We start from the raw sequence: 13,468 nt of genomic DNA, 5'->3' as shown, positions 1-13,468 counted from the left end.
GCTTATTCGTCGCTCGCGCGCTGAAGCCGATATCCGTGCCCGTAGACTGTCCGAATCTCGAGGCCGTGCTTGTCCTTGCGAAGGCCCAGCAAGTTGCGTAGCCGGCTCACGTAAGTGGCGAGCGTGACCGTGTCGCCGCCATCGGTCGCTCCCCACAGGCGCTGGTATAGCGCGTCCTTCGACACGACGCGACCTGCTTGCTGAAACAGGCAGGTCGCCAGTTCGAATTCCCGGGTCGGCAGCGAGACCTGCTTGCCGCCCGGCACCGTCACGGTGAGGCTGTGCCGGTCTAGCGTATAGCCCCAAACGCTGAGGTTTTCCTTGCCTTGCGCCCCGGCGTGGTAGCTGCGGATCTGCGCTTCCACGCGCGCGAGCAGCACCGCCTCCTTTACCGGCTTGATGATGTAGTCGTCGGCGCCGTCCGTCAGGCCGCGGACGATATCGCGATCGTCGTCGTGTTGCGTCACCATCAGAATCGGGAACGCATGGCCGAACCGCGCGCGCATCTCGCGAAGCACCTGATTGCCGTTCTTCCCCGGCACATCCCAATCGAGCAGCAGGAGATCGAACCGCGTATCGCCGACGAGCGCGACGAGACCGTCTCCATCGTGACGGACCTCGGTTTCATAGCCCGCCTTGTTCAGCCATTTTTCGATCGTTCTGGCCTGGAAGACGTCGTCTTCCAGGATGGCAATGCGCGTTGCCCGGGCAGGCGGATGTTCCGTCATGGTCGGTCGGGGTGGCAAGCGATGGTGTCGAGGGTTTTGGCGCTAAGAATAGCAAATTCGGACAAGTCTGTATCGGGGCGGCATCGGAATCATGCTGGTGGCCGCGTGCCGCGCCGGTCCGCTTCCGGCAAAAAATGGGCGGAAGCGGCTAAACAAGTTCAAGCCGCGGGTCGTTTCCTGAATGCGTGTGGCCGTCGAATACAGCAAGCGATGGCCGATTTTCCGGATGACCACGACCAATGGAGTTTGAAACATGATGGCAATGAGCGTACATACCAACTCGGCAGCGCAGACGATTCGACGGAACATGCAAAGCATCAGCAGCGATCTCAACACTTCGATGACGCGCCTGGGTACCGGCAAGGCGATCAATTCGGCCAAGGACAATGCGGCCGGCCTGCAGATGGCAGTCCGTCTGGAGGCGCAGAAGCGCGGCATGGCGGTCGCGATGCAGAACACGCAGAATGCGACTTCGATGCTGCAAACGGCCGACGGCGCATTCGGCGAAGCGACGAACATCCTGTATCGGATGAAGGATCTGGCGACGCAGGCGGCCGACGGTGCGGCGACCGAAAAGGATCGCGAAGCGATGCAGGCCGAGTACAACGAGCTCGGCGCGGAACTCGCGAACATCATGACCAATACGAGCTTCGGCGGCGAGAAGCTGCTGGCGGCCAACGGCGGCAAGCTGGCGTCTGCGCTGACGTTCCAGATCGGCGCGGACGCGTCGGAGACGATGACGGTCGATTTCTCGGGCGATCTCAAGAAGCTCGACGATTCGTTCGGCGCCATCTCGTCGGCATACAAGGCCGACGCATCGGCCGAAAAGGGCACCGAACTGATCGACGGCGCGAACGAGCAGATCGGCCTCATCAACGCGGCGCTCGACGACCTCGGCGTGGCCCGCTCGTCCTTCGGTGCGACGCAGAACCGTCTTAGCCACGTGGCGAACAACCTGAACAACATGATGGCGAACACGACGGATGCGCACGGCCGCATCACCGACACGGACATGGCGGCCGAAAGCGCCAACATGACCGCGAAGCAGGTGCTGATGCAGACCAGCACGGCGATGCTGAAGCAGACGTCGAGCATGAGCCAGATGGTGCTGTCTCTGGTCCAGTAAGGCCGGCGCCGGTCGCCTGGCGGCCGTTCGTCGAGCGACAAGGCCGGCCGCGTTGCGGCCGGCCTTTCTTCGTTCCGTTCAGGATTCGTTCAGGGTTGTCGTGACGGAGCGACAGGCCGCCGAAAATGCGTTCAACATCATTTTCGGAACGCCTGAACCCGATGACGACTGCCTCACATCTCCCGTCGGCCGAAACGCGGTCCTGCCTTGCGCTCGACCCGTGTACGCTCGGCCGGCCGTTTCACCTGCTAGGCGATTTCCATGCGGCGTTGCGACGACGAATCGGCACGTATCTGCAAGACAGCTACAACCACCGTTGCGGTGCGCGACTGATCGTGTCGGACAGCGCGATCGTCCCGCATCGTAGTGGCGAAGCGCTTGCCGCCTGGCACGGCTTCGGCGACGACCAGGGCGCGATAGGCATTCGCATCGAGCGCGGCTTGCTGCTGCTGCTGCTTGCCTATCACTATGGCGATCGGGCCGAGCGCCTCGAGGCCGACAGCTTGCCGGCCGAAACGCGGACCGAGCAGCGGTTCGCGATGCAGACGCGCCGTGCATTGCTCGGCGAACTGCTGCCGTTGCTGGAGCTCGACGCTGGAGCGCTTACGCCGCAACAGTTCGACGGCATCGGACCGGGCTCGCAGATCCTGTCGGTAATCGTGCGCGACGAATCGCTCGACGTGACGGGCCGCATCGAGTTCGCGCTCGACGACGCATGGCTCGCCCGCCTGTTTGCAACGTGCGTACCGAGGCGAGTGCGCGACAGGGCGCCGTCCGACGACGACGGAGCGTTGGGCGCACGCATTCCTGTCGCGTTGAACGCGACGATCGTGACCAGGGAACTGCTGCTGGGCGATGTGCTGGACCTGAATCGCGGGTCGATCTTGCCTATCCGGTTGCCGGATGCTGCCGACGTCGACGTCGATGGACTGAAGGTCTTCCGCGCGGCCGTCGTGGAGCACGGCGGAAAAATCTGTCTCACTGCCTTCGAACTCGTGGAGTAGCCGATGAACCAGAACGATGATCTCAACCTCGATGCCGCCCTCGACGATTTCCCCGACGCGCCGGCCGACGGCGGCCCGTCCGCCGGCGCAGCCGGCGCATCGCTGCGCATGCTGCGCCGGATTCCGGTACGGCTGACGCTGGAGGTGGGCGGCGCAACCGTGCCGCTCGCTGATTTGCTCGGTTATGGCACCGGTTCCATCGTGGAGCTGGACCGGATTGCCGGCGAGCCGCTCGTCGTGAAGGTGAACGGCTTGCCGATCGGCGCGGCCGAAGTGGTGGTCTGCGGCGACAACTATGGGATGAAGCTCGTCGAACTGGGCGACCTGTCGTCGCTCACGACGTGATGGGCCGCGGCATGTTCAGCTCCGCCGCTTTGCGCCGCGTGCTTTGCGCGTCGGCCGCGCTGGTATGCGCGGGGCCCGCGCTCGCCGATACGTTGACGATATCGTCCGGCGGCGACGGGCTCTCCATCAAGACGCAGATTCTCGTGCTGATGACGCTGCTTGGCTTGCTGCCGGCATTGCTGATGACGATGACGAGCTTTCTGCGCTACGTGATCGTACTGTCGCTTCTGAAACAGGCGCTCGGCCTGCAGCAGGGGCTGCCGGCGCGCGTCATTACGGGCGTCGCGCTCGTTCTGACGCTCCTGACGATGCGTCCCGTCGGCGAAGCCATCTGGGAAAAGGCCTATGTGCCGTACGAACAGGAGAAGATCGGCCTGCGTCAGGCGCTGAAGGCGGCGGACGCGCCGTTGTCGCAGTTCATGCTGGCTCAGACGAGCAAGGCGACGCTCGCGCAGATCGCGAAGCTGTCGGGTACCGAGGCGATCAAGGAGCCGACGCAACAGCCGTTTCTCGTGAAATTGTCCGCGTTCGTGCTGAGCGAGTTGAAAACAGCGTTTCAGATCGGCGCGATGCTGTTCATTCCGTTTCTCGTGATCGACATCATCGTCGCGTCCGTACTGATGGCGATGGGGATGATGATGCTGTCGCCGCTGGTCATCTCGCTGCCGCTCAAGTTGCTGCTGTTCGTGCTGGTCGACGGCTGGTCGCTGACGGTGAGTACGTTGCTCACGAGCGTGAGGGGCGGCTGATGCTGACGCCCGACCTCGCTGCCGGTCTCGCGATGGACGCCTTGCGTCTCGTGCTGGTCGTGCTGCTCGTGCTCATCACGCCGGGCCTGATCACCGGGCTGCTCGTCAGCCTGTTCCAGGCCGCGACGCAGATCAACGAGCAGACGATGAGTTTTTTGCCGCGTCTCGTCGTGACGCTGATCGCGCTCGCGTTTGCGGGGCCGTGGGTGCTCGAGCGCGTGATGCACTACACCGTCGAGATATTTCAGCGCGCCGCGCAGACGGCTGTTTGATCATGGAATTGCTGCTGCCGGACCTGATGCGCATCGCCGCGGCGATCATCTGGCCGTTCTGCCGGATCGCTGCCGCGCTCGCGGCTGCGCCGATCCTCGGCGACGCGATGATTCCAATGCGCGCGCGGGCGCTTGCGGCGCTCGTTCTCGCATTCACGGTGCAGCCCGGCATTCCGGCAGGACCGTCGATCGACCCGCTGTCGCTGGCCGCGGTCGCGGTAATCGGCGAGCAGGTCGCCATCGGCGGATTGCTCGGTTTCGCGTTTCACCTCGTGCTGTCCGCGCTTTTGGCGTTTGGCTCGATCGTTTCGTCGCAGATCGGCCTGTCGATGGCGCAGATGAACGATCCGATGAACGGCCAGCCGTCGGACGTGCTGTCCAACGTGATGTACGTGCTGTTCATCCTGTTGTTTTTCGCCGTCGACGGCCATTTGCTGATGACGCAGGTTCTGGCACGCAGCTTCGACGTGTGGCCGATCGGCGGCAGCGCGTTCGATTTTTCGGCATTGCGGCGATTCGCCCTTGCCGTCGGCTGGATGTTCTCCGCCGCGGCCGCGCTCGCACTGCCGGTGACGTTTGCAACGCTGGTCGTGCAAGTGGGCCTCGGCCTGTTGAACCGTGCGGCGCCGACGTTGAACCTGTTTTCGCTCGGTTTCTCCGTGACGACGATGTTCGGGCTGCTGCTCGTCGTGCTGCTACTGCCGTCGCTGCCCGATCACTATCACCGGATGGTGATCCACGTACTCGACGTATACGACGGTCTGGCCGGAACAGGCGCGGAGGCTGCGCGATGAGCGGCGGCCAGTCGACCGGCGACAAGACCGAAAAAGCGACCCCGCAGAAGCTGCGCAAGGCGAAACAGCGAGGCCAGGTCGCCCGGTCCAGGGACATCGCGACGGCGATCGGCACGCTGGTGTCGCTGAAGCTCGCAATCGTCCTTGCGCCGGCCTGGCTCGACGATTTCCGTCGGCTGTTCGCAGCGTCGCTCGTCGAACGCTTTGCGGACGGCGGCGCGGAGCACGCGATGTCGACGTTGTTCGTCACGGCCCTGCTGCTGATCGGCAAGATGCTGGCGCCGTTTGCCGCGGTGCCGGCATGCATCGTCGTCGGCTCGCTGTTTCCGGGCGGATGGGTATTCAGTCACGAGAACTTCATGCCGAAGGCCGAACGACTGAACCCGATGTCGGGGCTGAAGCGTCTCGTGTCGGGCAAGCACTACATGCAGCTCGCGATCACCGTCGCGAAGGCCACGGTACTCGGCGCGACGCTGTGGCACGTCGGCCGTTCCAGCATCGACCGCTTCGTCGGACTACAGCGCGTGCCGTTCGAAACGGCGCTGGCCGGCGGGGCGGCGTTGTTCGTCGATGCGACGCTCGTGCTTGTCGGTGTGCTCGTTGCATTCGCAATGATCGACGTACCGCTGCAGCGAATGCTGTTCATGCGCGGACAGCGCATGAGCAAACGGGACGTCAAGGACGAGATGAAGCAGTCGGAGGGCAAGCCCGAGGTGAAAGGCAGGATTCGGCAGATTCAGCGGCAAATGGCGAGGCGGGGCATTCGCAAGGTTGTCCCGGACGCGGACGTCGTGCTCATGAACCCCACGCATTACGCAGTCGCGTTGAAGTACGACGTGTCGAAGGCGCAGGCGCCGTACGTGGTCGCCAAGGGAATCGATGAAACGGCGCACTTCATTCGCGACGTTGCGCGCGAACATGCGATCGAGGTCCTGGAGCTGCCGCCGCTCGCGCGTGCGATCTATCACTCGAGCCAGGTCAATCAGCAGATTCCGGCGGCGCTCTACCAGGCAGTCGCAAAGGTGTTGTTCTACGTGCTGCAGATCGATGCGTTCAGGCAAGGCAAGAGAGCCACGCGTCCCGCTGTACCGACCGAGCTCGATATTCCGGAGAACTTGCAGGATCGAAATCTATGAATGGAACCGCTTCTTTTCTTCAAGCGCTGAAACGGACGAGGCTGGCCGTTCCGGCCGCGCTGCTGATCATTCTGTCGATGGTGATCCTGCCGCTTTCGCCGCTGGTGCTCGACGGATTGTTCACGTTCAACCTCGTGCTGTCGATCATGGTGATCATCGCCGCGGTGACGGTGCGCCGGCCGCTCGACTTCTCGGCGTTCCCGACGATCATCCTGGCGTCGACGCTGATGCGGCTCACGCTGAACGTCGCATCGACGCGCGTGGTGCTGCTCGACGGCCACACGGGTAGCGACGCGGCAGGCAAGGTGATCGAATCGTTCGCGAACGTCGCAATCGGCGGTAACTTCGTCGTCGGCCTCGTCGTGTTCGTGATCCTGATGATCATCAACTTCGTCGTCGTGACGAAGGGCGCGGAGCGTATTTCCGAGGTGTCCGCGCGCTTCACACTCGACGCGCTGCCGGGCAAGCAGATGGCGATCGACGCCGATCTGAACAGCGGGCTGATTGGGCAGGACCAGGCGCAGAAGCGCCGCGCGGAGGTGACGTCCGAGGCGGACTTCTACGGCGCGATGGACGGCGCGTCGAAATTCGTGCGCGGCGACGCGATCGCCGGCATTCTGGTGCTCATCATCAACATGGTCGGCGGCCTGGCGATCGGCGTCACGATGCACGATCTGTCGGCGGCCGACGCGTTTCGGCAGTACGCGCTGCTGACCATCGGCGACGGTCTGGTTGCGCAGATTCCTGCGCTGCTGCTGTCGGCCGCTGCGGCGGTAATCGTTACCCGGATCAGCGATGAGCGGGATTTCGAGCAGCAGATCGGGCAGCAGCTTCTTGCATCGCCCGGCCTGCTGTACAGCGCGGCCGGCATGTTGGCCGTGCTCGGCCTGATCCCCGGCATGCCGACGTTCGCGTTCCTGCTCTTCGCGGCAGTAATGGGCTTCGCGGGCTGGAGAATGTCGAAGCGTGCGAATACTGCCGCGCGTCACCGCGCGGAACAGGACACCGGAGCCGTCGAAGCCGCGCTCGTCGCCGCACCGGAGGCGTCGCTCGACTGGTCCGCTCTTCCGTATGTGGACACGCTGTCGGTGCTGCTGGGCTACAAGCTCGTCACGCTGGCCGATCCCGCGCACGGCGCACCGCTGGTCAAGCGGCTGCAGGGCACGCGCCGCAGCCGATCGGAGGCGCTGGGATTCCTGTTGCCGCCGATCGGCGTGCGGGACGATCTCGGCTTGCCGGCCAGCAGCTACGCGATCGTGCTGAACGGCGCAACCGTTGCGCAAGCAACGGTCCATGCAGACAAGCTGATGGCGATTCCGTCGCCGGTCGTGTACGGCGAGCTGGATGGGATACCTGACGTCGATCCGGCTTACGACATGCCGGTGACATGGATCGATCCGTCGCATAAGGCGCATGCGCTCGGCTTCGGATACCAGGTCGTCGATTGCGCCACCGTCATCGCGACGCACGTGACCAAGGTGATGGTCGACTCGCTGCCGGAGCTGTTCAGCTACGACGCCGTCAAGGCGCTGCTCGAGCGGCTGTCGGCGATCGCCCCTGCGCTGGGGGACGCGCTCGGCAAGCAGCTGACGTACGTGCAGCTTCGGAAGGTCTGCCGTGCGTTGCTGGCGGAAGGGGTATCGCTGAAGGATATAGAGACGATCGGCGCGACGCTGGTCGACGCGATCGAAACGACGAAGGAGCCGTTGCTGCTGGCAGCGGAAGTGCGTTGCGCACTGCGCCGCCAGATCGTCGCGGCAATCAACGGGCCGCATGCGGAGATCAAGGGCTTCGGCTTGACCGGAGAACTCGAAAGCTTGCTGCTCGCCCAGCTCGGCCGTGCCGAGCAGCAGGCGGGCGGGCGCGTGCCGCTCGACAACTTCCCGGTCGATCCGAACGTGCTCGCGCAACTGCAGAGCCATATGCCGCAGGTGCGCGAGCAAATGAAGCTGGCCGGTTCGCCGCCGCTGATGCTGGTGGTTCCGCGAATCCGCCCGTTGCTGGCGCGCTATGCGCGGCTCTTCGCGCCCGGACTGCAGGTGCTGTCCTACAACGAGATCCCGGAAGGGAAGGAAATCGGCATCGTAGGCACGGTGGGGTGATGTCGCGGTCCGACGCGGCCAGCGACGGCTTCGGGCAATCAGTCAGATTTTCGTGAAGGGTTTTCTGATCAGTCAACGCAATGTGCGGGCAAATTTCGGTTGCGTGCTATTGGTTCAGAGCACTGTGTGCCGCAGAATTTCACTTCTTGAACGATTGATTTCATGCCCGCTTCCATGACGTAACGTGACTATAGGGTATGAGGTCGATGTCGAAAAGAATGGTGAAAAAAGAGCGGGCGTATGGCGTGATGCGCGGCTGGCGTTCCCGGTGTGGTAGTTCCATCGCGTGGATTGTCCGATGGGCGGGCATCGTCGTGGGCGTGGCGCTGCCGCTCCGTGCAGATGCGATGTGCTTCGAGGATGCGGGTGCGCGATACGGGATCGACCCGAATTTGTTGCACGCGATCGCTATCGTCGAGTCGAACATGAATCCGAACGCAATTGGCAAGAACCGGAATGGAACCATTGACGTCGGTTTGATGCAAATCAACAGTTCGCATTTCCATCGGCTTCAGCGTCAAGGCATTTCACGAGAGAAGCTGACGCGCGATCCGTGCACGTCGGTTCTCGTCGGTGCGGAAATTCTGTCGACTTTCATCGAAAGACACGGATACACATGGCGCGCGGTCGGCGCCTACAACGCAGGAAGCGGCGAAAAACGCGAGGCTGCGCGCAAGTCGTATGCGGGCAAGGTCGCGCGTCAATACTGGAAACTAGTTAACTCCGCAAGCGTATTGGTCGTTTCACAAGGATGGACGGATGATTGATGAAGGAGCCAGAAATGGCCGAATCGGTGGAACTGCCACTGGAAGGGCAAGCGCCGGATTCAGCGGAAGGCGCCGTGCTCCGCATCTTGAGCGGATCGCTGCACGGCTGCGAGTATCGGATACAGGCGGGCACGACGCTATTTATCGTCAAGCCGGAGCAGGCATTGATGACCGGCGAAATTGCGCCGGATCTGCCCGATAACGCAATCGTCATTCCCGGCGACGACGCGGCCGAAAACTTCGAGTTGATCCTGGGCGATCCGGACAGCGAGACGTTCGTGGTCAGGCGTCTCGGTGACGATGGTGTCGATGAGTCGACGCACCCCTATCGCGCGCTGTGCGAAGTAGGCACGCTGATGCTGGCCGTTCGCCCGCCGGAAGAGGAGTGGGTCGATCCGTTGGCGCAAGCGCCGGGCGACAGTGCGGAGCCGGTTGCCGAACGGCGATTCCGATCGTGGGGAAAGGTTGCAGGTGCGGCGGCAGTAGCGATCGCCGGTGCAGTTGCCGCGATGATCGTTTTGAACGGCGTGGACGAATCCGCGCCTCCGGTTCCGGACATCGAAACCGCAATCGGCAGCATGGCATTCAAGTACGAGGTACTGACGGCCGAGACACGGAACGTCGCATATGTAATCGCGCCCACGCAGCGGGATGTCGCGCGGGCAAAGCAGGCTTTGATGCGCAGCGGGCTGGCCGGGAACGTCGAAGTTGTCGCGCGACGCGACGAGGAGTTACGCGCATATCGGCAATTGCTCGAAAGCGATCCTGGTGCGGCGATTCATCGCGTGCGGCTCGATGATCCGGCGCGGCCGGTGCTCGTGCTGAGCGACGAGCGGGCCTCGCGCGACAAGCAGGTCGAGGACGGGTGGCGAGCGGTTTTGCGAACCCGGTTGCCCTATGCGAAGACGGTTGAAATCGAGCGTCTGAGCGATGCGCTCGTCGAGCAGCACGCGGCGGCAGGGATCGAGGCGGCCGGCGCCACGTATCGGCGAGTTGGCACTGAAAGCGGAGTGGTGTTCAGGATCGGCGGGGAGCTGGACGATGTGGTCCGGGTCAAGGTGGGGCGATTCGTCGACGAATTCGAAAGAGCATTTGGTGCGCACTACGTGTCGTTCGTGACCGAATCAGGCGCGGAATGGGTGAAGGGAAAATCTTTCAAATACGGAGGCGTCGGATATGTGAAGGAGAGTGGACAACATTGGTATTTCGAGAATGAGTTGTTCTAGTATTTTTATTTTTCTTCAATGAAATTAAGGAGTTTTTATGCGTGTCGATAATTTGGACGTGACCAACCCAGCGGATCCGACGGAGCCGGTGGAGCTCAACGGCTTCCTGATCTCTATCTATGCAGCCCTGGAGCCGACGATCGGCAAGCTGCATACGGAGGAAGAGAAAATTCGCAAGGAGATGGAATCGGGCGCGATCTCGGACCCGGCGCTGCTGGCGCGGTATCAGGCGGTGACGTCGGAACTGTCGATTGCGCGAAACGCGCAGTCGTCGGTGATCAAGATGTTCAAGGACGTCGATTCGGGGATCGTCGGTAACTTCCGTTAATCGGGAAGCGGCCAACGGGGCGCCGGCGCGTATATACGCCCGGCGATCCGTTTGGCCTTCGTATGGATGGAGGCGTTATGGAAGCAGTGCAGGCGGCCGACGCGGTATTGAGGAGTGGGCTGGTCCGCGTCGGTGCGGCACCCGGCGAGCAGGTGTTGCCGATCGAGAGCAGGATCGGCACGGCGTTCGCGGACCTTACCGCCGAGACCCAGCGAGAGTACGAATATCTGCTGGCGAGCGTACGCGATGAGAACATCGACTTATCCTTCGAAGCGATGATCGAGCTTCAGTCCAGGCTGGGCGATTATCGAAACCGTATCGAGCTTTACAGTGCGATCACCCGAAAGGGCGTTTCGGCGGTCGAAACGCTGCTGCGTTCATGATCGGCCGGCTCATTCGTCTCGGCGTGCTCGGGACGACTTTCGTGCTGGCTGCATGCAAGGCGGATTACCTGATGCAGAACCTCGACCAGACGCAGGCCAACGAGGTAATGGCTGCACTGTATCGTCACAATATTCCGGCAAAGAAAGTCGGAACGGTCCGTGACGGCTTCAGCGTCGAGGTCGGTCGTGCAGATTTTGCGGCGGCGGTCGATATTCTGAAGACCTACGATTTGCCTTCGTCGAAGTCCGTCAACGTCGCCGACATGTTTCCGGCAGATTCGCTGGTCGCATCGCCGCGGGCCGAGCGGGCGCGCTTGCTGTCCGCTGTCGAACAGCGTTTGCAGCAGTCGGTACGCGCGCTCAACGGCGTCGTATCCGCTCGCGTGCACGTCGCCTACGATCTCGAGGAGTCGAGCGGGGCGACGAGCACGACGCGTATTTCCGTGCTCGTTGTGCACGACGACGCCGTGTCGATACAGGCGCTCGTCAGCGATATCAAGCGCCTGTTGAAGAACAGCATGCCTAAGCTCGAATACGACAATATTTCGGTCGTGCCGTCGAGGCAGTCGGGATTGCAGCATGCACCCCCGCATGTGGCCGGCGAGCGTGCCTCTCCGGTGCGACCCTATGCCGTAGCGGCAGCGATCGCGTCGCTCGGCGTCGTGTCGGCAAGCGTGCTGTATGGCTGGTCGCGGTCCGGCGGTTCGACGTCGGGACGGGGCAAGGCGACGGCCATGCTCGGAAAGCTGCGTCGTTTTCGCGGGCGTGAAAGCGACGATGCGGGCAACGACAACGGCGATACGGAACGGACATGAGCGAACTCCGTGATACGCCGAGCGCCGTGGAGCGCATTCTGTTCGATCCGGTTTCGTATATTCATCCGGGACGCGTGACACTGCCGGACTGGGCGTCCTTTACGGGCATGCGTGCTGCATTGAACGACATGATCATCGATGCCTATGGTCTGTCGGTCGGGTGGCGCGCAATGCCGTCGTCGGCCGAGCGATGCCTGATCGACACGTGGCCGCGGCTGATCGATGTCTGCGAGCTGATCGGTGCGCAGCTGCTGAAGGCAGAGCTGACGTGGGCGGGGCGGCAGATGACGCTGCCGCGCAGGATTCGGACGTTCGTCGCAGCGTCGGGCGGAACGCCGGCGAGAAGCGACGGGACGCACCGGCGAGCATTGCGGACGTCGGGTATGGCGACTGTTCAGGCGGCAGGTATCGACCACGTGATGGCGTGGCAACAGGCTTCTGCACCGGCGCTTCGGGAGCGGGTGGCGCTGATGTTCGCGCCGGAGACCGACCGACTGACGTCCGGGGCGCCGTCGAGCGGATCGGCAGACATCTTCCTCATCCACAGAGCGATCCAATATGCGAAAAATCATCCAGCTGGTACGTCCTAGTATCGCAACGGACGGCGTGCTGATACGCGGCAGCCTGCTGCAGAACAACGCACGCGCGAACGATCTGATTCGGCATGCCAGGCGTCGTGCGCATCAAATCGTCGATGACGCGCAGAAGCAGGCCGCCGAGACGATGCGCGTCGCGAGCGCGCAAGGCTACGCGGACGGTCTCGTCGCAGTTGCCGAGGAACTCGCGCGGTACCTCGCGGCACATGTCGAACTGGCCGAGCGGATCAGGAGCGCGACGGTCGAGCGAACGACGGCGCTGCTGCGCGACTGTCTGGGTCGGCCCGACGTGATCGCGGCAGCGATGCTGGATGCACTGCCGGCACGAGAAGACGGCCTCGGGCGCGCGGAACTGCTGTTGCCGCGAAAGCTCGGCGATATGGATGCGCTCGTCGAGCAGTTTCAAGCGCGCTTCGGCGACGCGATCGCGGTTCAGCAGTGGGACGGCGATGCCGTGTTGCTGCGCGTGGGGGAGAACGTTCTGGAACTGTCTATCGACGCCGTAGCGGCGGAAGGTGCGGCGCAGGTGATGAGCGCGATCCCGTCGATTTACGCGGAGTCGGACGGCATTGCTGCCGAATGCAGGGAGCGCCTCGCGGCGGTGCTGCGGGGCATCGGAGCGTCGAAAGACGCAGCACGCAAGGAGAAACAGCGATGACCATGCCTATTTCAATGCGCGACTATGTCAGCGCGGGCGGAGCGGACGATGCCGTCGTGCCGATCGCGCAGCGACTCGGAAGCATGACGGAGGAGATCGACAAAAAGCCTTTCGATGCGCTCTACGCGCTTATGAAGGCTCACTGGGAAGCGAATTCGTCGATTGACGCGCAGGCGTTGATCGACCTGATGGTCGAGTTCACCAAAGACGACGGGACGAAGCCCTTTGCACCGATTTCGACCCACACCAGTACGCTCATGGAGATCATGATGCGAGCGAAGGCGGACGGCGGGGAAGATTTGCCAGTCTACAAGGAGCTTTACGCAGCTCAGGTCTACTCGTTTGCGGGCAATATCGTTCTGGAGAACTTCGTACAGGCAATGCTGGTGCGCGAGGAGTACGAGCCCTGGTAGCCGTGCGGCGTGGCGCCGCGCAGCAG

Annotated in this window: 17 protein-coding genes; 16 read left to right on the top strand and 1 reads right to left on the bottom strand. The window is 63.0% G+C overall.

The genetic code is table 11. The annotated features are described in order from the left end of the window. Positions 1-2 precede the first annotated feature (2 nt). A complete protein-coding gene (locus BUB20358_RS09920) occupies positions 3-728 on the bottom strand; it encodes a response regulator transcription factor (protein ID WP_006766924.1) in 726 nt (241 codons plus the stop codon). 253 nt (positions 729-981) lie between these two features. Here BUB20358_RS09920 and BUB20358_RS09915 point away from each other — a divergent pair, with 253 nt between their 5' ends. From BUB20358_RS09915 to BUB20358_RS09840, 16 genes are all read left to right on the top strand, one after another. Then, positions 982-1,854, top strand: coding sequence for a flagellin N-terminal helical domain-containing protein (locus BUB20358_RS09915; RefSeq protein WP_006766925.1), 873 nt, complete (start codon positions 982-984; stop codon positions 1,852-1,854). A 161-nt stretch (positions 1,855-2,015) separates the two neighbouring features. Continuing rightward, the gene (locus BUB20358_RS09910; RefSeq protein WP_158380452.1) at positions 2,016-2,858 is read left to right on the top strand and encodes a FliM/FliN family flagellar motor C-terminal domain-containing protein; all 843 of its coding nucleotides are present in this window, start codon (positions 2,016-2,018) and stop codon (positions 2,856-2,858) included. Positions 2,859-2,861: 3 nt separating this feature from the next. Continuing rightward, positions 2,862-3,203, top strand: a complete 342-nt coding sequence (locus tag BUB20358_RS09905; protein ID WP_035975011.1) for a FliM/FliN family flagellar motor switch protein — start codon at positions 2,862-2,864, stop codon at positions 3,201-3,203. Beyond that, entirely contained in the window at positions 3,203-3,952 is a 750-nt protein-coding gene (gene fliP, locus BUB20358_RS09900; RefSeq protein WP_081293637.1) for a flagellar type III secretion system pore protein FliP, read from the top strand. The genes BUB20358_RS09905 and fliP overlap by 1 nt, the downstream gene beginning before the upstream one ends. Next, positions 3,952-4,224 carry a flagellar biosynthetic protein FliQ gene (locus BUB20358_RS09895; RefSeq protein WP_035975013.1) on the top strand — a complete coding sequence of 91 codons (273 nt, stop codon included), beginning with the start codon at positions 3,952-3,954 and terminating at the stop codon, positions 4,222-4,224. The genes fliP and BUB20358_RS09895 overlap by 1 nt, the downstream gene beginning before the upstream one ends. Positions 4,225-4,226: 2 nt before the next feature. Further along, positions 4,227-5,018, top strand: a complete 792-nt coding sequence (gene fliR / locus BUB20358_RS09890; protein WP_035975015.1) for a flagellar biosynthetic protein FliR — start codon at positions 4,227-4,229, stop codon at positions 5,016-5,018. Continuing rightward, positions 5,015-6,154 (top strand): flagellar type III secretion system protein FlhB, encoded by a 1,140-nt coding sequence (gene flhB / locus BUB20358_RS09885; protein ID WP_006766929.1) that lies wholly within the window; start codon positions 5,015-5,017, stop codon positions 6,152-6,154. Before fliR ends, flhB begins: the two co-directional genes overlap by 4 nt. Then, a complete protein-coding gene (locus BUB20358_RS09880) occupies positions 6,151-8,256 on the top strand; it encodes a flagellar biosynthesis protein FlhA (RefSeq protein WP_006766930.1) in 2,106 nt (701 codons plus the stop codon). The genes flhB and BUB20358_RS09880 overlap by 4 nt, the downstream gene beginning before the upstream one ends. Before the next feature lie 218 nt (positions 8,257-8,474). Further along, positions 8,475-9,023 (top strand): lytic transglycosylase domain-containing protein, encoded by a 549-nt coding sequence (locus BUB20358_RS09875; RefSeq protein ID WP_223296961.1) that lies wholly within the window; start codon positions 8,475-8,477, stop codon positions 9,021-9,023. 14 nt (positions 9,024-9,037) lie between these two features. After that, positions 9,038-10,249 carry a PrgH/EprH family type III secretion apparatus protein gene (locus tag BUB20358_RS09870; RefSeq protein ID WP_158380451.1) on the top strand — a complete coding sequence of 404 codons (1,212 nt, stop codon included), beginning with the start codon at positions 9,038-9,040 and terminating at the stop codon, positions 10,247-10,249. 37 nt (positions 10,250-10,286) lie between these two features. Then, a complete protein-coding gene (locus tag BUB20358_RS09865) occupies positions 10,287-10,577 on the top strand; it encodes an EscF/YscF/HrpA family type III secretion system needle major subunit (protein ID WP_006766932.1) in 291 nt (96 codons plus the stop codon). Positions 10,578-10,654: 77 nt separating this feature from the next. Further along, positions 10,655-10,960: a type III secretion system inner rod subunit SctI gene (gene sctI, locus BUB20358_RS09860; protein ID WP_035975022.1), complete on the top strand. Its 306-nt coding sequence runs from the start codon at positions 10,655-10,657 to the stop codon at positions 10,958-10,960. Further along, on the top strand, positions 10,957-11,775 hold the full coding sequence (gene sctJ, locus BUB20358_RS09855; RefSeq protein ID WP_052688607.1) for a type III secretion system inner membrane ring lipoprotein SctJ: 819 nt from the start codon (positions 10,957-10,959) through the stop codon (positions 11,773-11,775). Before sctI ends, sctJ begins: the two co-directional genes overlap by 4 nt. Beyond that, positions 11,772-12,365 (top strand): OrgA/MxiK family T3SS sorting platform protein, encoded by a 594-nt coding sequence (locus BUB20358_RS09850; RefSeq protein WP_045552277.1) that lies wholly within the window; start codon positions 11,772-11,774, stop codon positions 12,363-12,365. Before sctJ ends, BUB20358_RS09850 begins: the two co-directional genes overlap by 4 nt. After that, positions 12,334-13,029 (top strand): HrpE/YscL family type III secretion apparatus protein, encoded by a 696-nt coding sequence (locus BUB20358_RS09845; protein ID WP_108623507.1) that lies wholly within the window; start codon positions 12,334-12,336, stop codon positions 13,027-13,029. Before BUB20358_RS09850 ends, BUB20358_RS09845 begins: the two co-directional genes overlap by 32 nt. Beyond that, on the top strand, positions 13,026-13,442 hold the full coding sequence (locus BUB20358_RS09840) for a hypothetical protein (RefSeq protein ID WP_035975028.1): 417 nt from the start codon (positions 13,026-13,028) through the stop codon (positions 13,440-13,442). The genes BUB20358_RS09845 and BUB20358_RS09840 overlap by 4 nt, the downstream gene beginning before the upstream one ends. Positions 13,443-13,468 lie beyond the last annotated feature (26 nt).

The organism is Burkholderia dolosa (assembly GCF_902499135.1).
GTDB lineage: Bacteria > Pseudomonadota > Gammaproteobacteria > Burkholderiales > Burkholderiaceae > Burkholderia > Burkholderia dolosa.
The sequence above is the reverse complement of the archived record's forward strand: the minus strand, read 5'-3'. Positions and strand labels throughout refer to the sequence as shown.